Source organism: Isoptericola sp. NPDC055881 (genome assembly GCF_053615895.1).
The window spans coordinates 1-4,202 of the sequence record NZ_JBSHCR010000134.1 but is presented as its reverse complement, the minus strand read 5'-3'; the positions used below and the strand labels follow the sequence as shown (position 1 = coordinate 4,202).

Below are 4,202 nucleotides of genomic sequence, written 5' to 3'. Positions count from 1 at the left end.
GAGAATTCGCGACCGAATTCTCGCCGTTGTCGTACCCACAGCACTCAGGGGGCGGGCCGGGTGGCGACGAGGACCGTGCCCCCGGTTGCGTCGTCGGCGTCCGGGTCGTCGTCCGTGACGACCGCCGGACTCAGCCCGTGCGACTCGACGAGCGTCGTCGCGCCGGCGACCTGGTCGGTGCCGACCTCGAACAGCAGCGCCCCGCCCGGCGCGAGCCAGCCCGGAGCGGCGGCCACGACGCGCCGCAGGACGTCGAGCCCGTCGGCCCCGCCGTCGAGCGCGACGGCAGGTTCGTGGTCGCGGGCCTCGGGCGGCATGGTCGCGATCGCGGCGGTCGGGACGTACGGCGCGTTGCACAGCAGCAGGTCGACGCGGCCGCGCAGGATCGCGGGGACGGCGGCGAGCAGGTCTCCCTCGTGCACGACGGCGCCGAGCGGCTCCAGGTTGCGCCGGGCGTGCACGACGGCGGCGGGCTCGACGTCGCTCGCGTGCAGCACCGGCGCCGCGCCCGCCGCGTGCAGGCCGAGCAGCACCGCCCCGCCGACGGCCCCGCAGCCGCAGCACAGGTCCACGACCGTGCCCGGGGCCGGGAGCGTCAGCGCGGCGGCCACCATCAGCTCGGTGCGCCGCCGCGGCACGAAGACGCCGGGTCCCACCGACCAGCGACGGCCGGCGAACGCGACCCAGCCCAGCACGTGCTCCAGCGGCTCGCCGGCCACCCGTCGCCCGACGAGCTCGTCAAGCACGCGTCGATCGATCGGAGCGGCAGTTCCAGTGCCGGTCGGCAGTTCGTACTGCCGACCAGGACGGAAAGTGCCGCGCTGACCGGGAGCAGCGGAGCCGGCGGCCTCGAGCAGCAGGGCCGCCTCGTCCTCGGCGAACACGCAGCCGGCGGCCCGCAGCCGGGCGACGACGGCAGCGGTCGTCGGGTCGTCCGGCGCCGGGGCCGGCCGCGTCATCGGCCCGCCGGAGCGGCGACGAGGCCGGTGGTGCGGGAGGGGGCCGCCAGGTCGACGCTCGCCGCGGCGAGCCCGGCGCGGGCGTCGGCGACGGTGCTCGGGTCGGCGGCGAGCGAGAGCAGGCGGTCGACGTCGAACCGGTCGGCGTCCTGCGCGACGAACGACGCCGGCCCGCTCCACGAGCCCTGCCAGCGGGCGACGCCCGCACGCACCGCGGCCTCGCGGACCGCGAGGGCCAGCACCTGGCGCAGCACGTCGTCCACGACGCCCGGGTCGTCCGACGGCGCGTCGGGCGCGACGGCGTGGACGAGCTCCTGTGCGCGGCCGTCCTGGACCAGATCGAGGATCGTGCCGGGGCCGCCCGCCGGGACCTGCGCCACCCGCGCGGCGGTCGCGTAGAGCGCCTCGGCGTCCGCGCGCGTCGTCGCGGCCATGAACGCGGGCACGAGCGCGTCCCAGTCGAGCTGCACGCGGTCGTCGAACGCCACGACGCGCCCGGCGAGCTGCGCCGCCAGCTCGTCGAACCGCGGGACCAGCGCGGACGCCGGGCGGTCGTCGGTGGGCGCGGTGGCGTCGTCGGGCACGCTCTCCATGGCGGCGAGGCGGCGGTCGACCGGCGGGTGCGAGTCCCACGGCGACCGCGCCGCCGGCGGCTCCTGGCCCCGGAGGCGGGCGAGCTCGTCCGTTCGGGCCGCGAGCAGCCGGGCGAAGCCGCCGAAGAACCCGCCGGGCGTCGTCGCATACCCGGACGACCAGGCCGGCGCCAGGTAGCGCTCCTCGTAGAACGACCAGGCCGCGCCGAGGACGGGCGCCTCGCGCAGCGCGTCCTGCGCGACCCGCCGTCCCGCGACCTGGACGGAGAGGCGGTCGGCCTCGAGCTCCTGCGCGCGGCTCACCGCGGCCGAGACCGCCAGGTACGCCTTGGCGTACTGGCGCAGCAGCCACCCGACGACGTTGCCCTCGAGGCGAGTGACGGTCTCGCTCACCACGACCCGGCCGCGGTACGCGACCGGCGCGAGGCGGGTGTGCGCGTTCGAGTAGTGACCCATCTCGTGCCCGAGGACGGAGCGCAGCTGGCCGACGGTGAGCCCCTGCAGGAGGGGGACGCCCACCACGAGGCGGCGTCGTCCGCCGACGAGCCCCAGCAGGCGCGACTCCTCGCTCACGGCCGCGTTGACGTCCGGCGCCAGCACGATCGTGTCCGGGGCGCGCGTCCCCGCCACGTCGGCGAGCTCGCGGACCAGGGCCCACAGCTCGGGGGCGGACTCGGGGGCGACGACCACGTCGTCCGCGTCGACCTTGCCGGCGGCACGCTCCGAGCGCGCGACCCGTGCCAGCGCCGTCACGATGCCCGCGGCCACGACGACCGTGAGGAGGCCGAACTTGAGCGCCGCGGCGCCCGAGTGGTGCTGGACGGCGAGCACGGCGACCGCCCCGCACCCGACGAGCAGCGCCAGCGCGAGCACGAAGAAGCCGACGAGCATGAGCACGGACACGAGGGCGCGGAACGCCGTGGGCATCGGGTCTCCCGAGAGGTTGGGGCGGGCAACGTCGTCCGCGTCGACACGGACGATAGCGACCCGGCACCCCCCGGCACCAGGGAGATCCGGCACTACGCCTGGCACGCCCGGCCCGGCCCTGAGGGCCGGGCCGGGCGACCCGTCAGGGGTAGAGGCCGCGGATGCGGTGGGCCTCGGCGGTGCGCTGCACGCCGATGACGAGCGCGGCGTCGCGCAACGACAGGCCCTCCTGCTTCGCCAGCGCGGCGACGTCGCCGAACGACGACGTCATGCGGTGCTCGAGCTTGTCGGCGATCTCCTGCTCGGACCACCAGTACGTCTGGTTGGCCTGCACCCACTCGAAGTAGGACACGACGACGCCGCCGGCGTTGGCGAGCACGTCCGGCACGACGGTGACGCCCTTCGCGGCGAGCACGCGGTCGCCCTCGGTGGTGGTGGGGCCGTTCGCGCCCTCGACCACCCAGCGCGCGCGGACGGTCGAGGCGGTGTCGCCGTCGAGCACGCCCTCGACGGCGGCGGGGACGAGGACGTCGACCTCGAGGGCGAGGAGGTCGTCGTTGGACAGCGGGTCGCCGCCGTCGAACCCGACGACGGAACCGGTGGCGGCGACGTGCGAGAACAGGCGGTCCATCTCCAGGCCCGCGTCGTTGCGGACGCCGCCGTACTGGTCGCTGACGGCGACGACGGTGGCGCCGCGCGCGGCGAAGATCGCGGCGGCGTGCGAGCCCACCTTGCCGAAGCCCTGCACGGCGACGGTCACGTCGTGGAGCGGGACGCCGGCCTCGCCGAGCGCGGCGGCGGTCACGTGCACGATGCCGGCGCTGGTGGCGGTGCCGCGCCCGCGGGAGCCGCCCATGGCCAGCGGCTTGCCGGTGACGACGGCGGGGATCGTGTACCCGCGGTTCACCGAGTAGGTGTCCATGACCCATGCCATGGTCTGCTCGTCGGTGCCCATGTCGGGTGCCATGATGTCGGTGTCCGGCCCGATCATCGGCATGATCTCGGACGTGTACCGGCGGGTGACGCGCTCCAGCTCGGCCGTCGAGTACCCGCGCGGGTCGATGGCGATGCCGCCCTTGGCTCCGCCGTACGGCAGGTCGACGATGGCGCACTTCCACGTCATCCACATCGCGAGCGCGCGCACCTCGTCGATGTCGACGCCCGGCGCGTAGCGCAGCCCGCCCTTGCCGGGGCCGCGGGTGATGTTGTGCTGCACGCGGAAGCCGTGGAACAGGACGGTCTCGCCGTCGTCGCGCCGCAGCGGCACGGCCACGTGGATCTCCCGGCGGGGGGTGGCGAGCATCCGGTGCTGGCCCTCGTCGTAGCCGAGGACGGACACGGCGCTGGCGAGCTGGCTGTGCGCGGTGACCAGGGGCGAGGTCGCCCGGCCGGTGGTGGCGGGGGCGGCCGGGTCGACCGGGGTGGCCGTCGAAGCGGCCTGGGCGTCGGGCAGGGGTGTCGAGGTCATCGACGTCGTCGTCGTCACGGGTCCTCCAGGACACGGTGCCGGTGGCCCGGGGTCGGGGTCCGGCTGGGGTGGCGCGGCCCGGGATGGTGGGCCTCGGCGCCCACCGTAACCCCTGCGGCGGCGGCCTCCGCGGGCGAAACGTGCGCCGTGGCGGAGCCGTGTCGCACCCCTGACCAGGCGTTGACCCGCGCCTGACCGACCCGGGCAACGTGCGTGCTGACTTGATCCTCAAACCAGGGGTTTGAGGATCAAGTC

3 protein-coding genes are annotated in these 4,202 nt (G+C 75.8%); all 3 read right to left on the bottom strand.

The window, feature by feature from the left end:
* Nucleotides 1-44: 44 nt before the first annotated feature.
* Nucleotides 45-959 (bottom strand): putative protein N(5)-glutamine methyltransferase, encoded by a 915-nt coding sequence (locus ACWGKI_RS20620; protein ID WP_452189535.1) that lies wholly within the window; start codon nucleotides 957-959, stop codon nucleotides 45-47.
* Nucleotides 956-2,479, bottom strand: coding sequence for a M48 family metallopeptidase (locus ACWGKI_RS20615; RefSeq protein ID WP_452189533.1), 1,524 nt, complete (start codon nucleotides 2,477-2,479; stop codon nucleotides 956-958). The genes ACWGKI_RS20620 and ACWGKI_RS20615 overlap by 4 nt, the downstream gene beginning before the upstream one ends.
* A 142-nt stretch (nucleotides 2,480-2,621) precedes the next feature.
* Nucleotides 2,622-3,947: a Glu/Leu/Phe/Val family dehydrogenase gene (locus tag ACWGKI_RS20610; protein WP_452189531.1), complete on the bottom strand. Its 1,326-nt coding sequence runs from the start codon at nucleotides 3,945-3,947 to the stop codon at nucleotides 2,622-2,624.
* Nucleotides 3,948-4,202 lie beyond the last annotated feature (255 nt).

Coding starts and splice junctions, on each gene's coding strand:
- ACWGKI_RS20620 (WP_452189535.1), bottom strand. CDS start 959: ATGACGCGGCCGGCCCCGGCGCCGGACGACCCGACGACCGCTGCCGTC.
- ACWGKI_RS20615 (WP_452189533.1), bottom strand. CDS start 2,479: ATGCCCACGGCGTTCCGCGCCCTCGTGTCCGTGCTCATGCTCGTCGGC.
- ACWGKI_RS20610 (WP_452189531.1), bottom strand. CDS start 3,947: ATGACCTCGACACCCCTGCCCGACGCCCAGGCCGCTTCGACGGCCACC.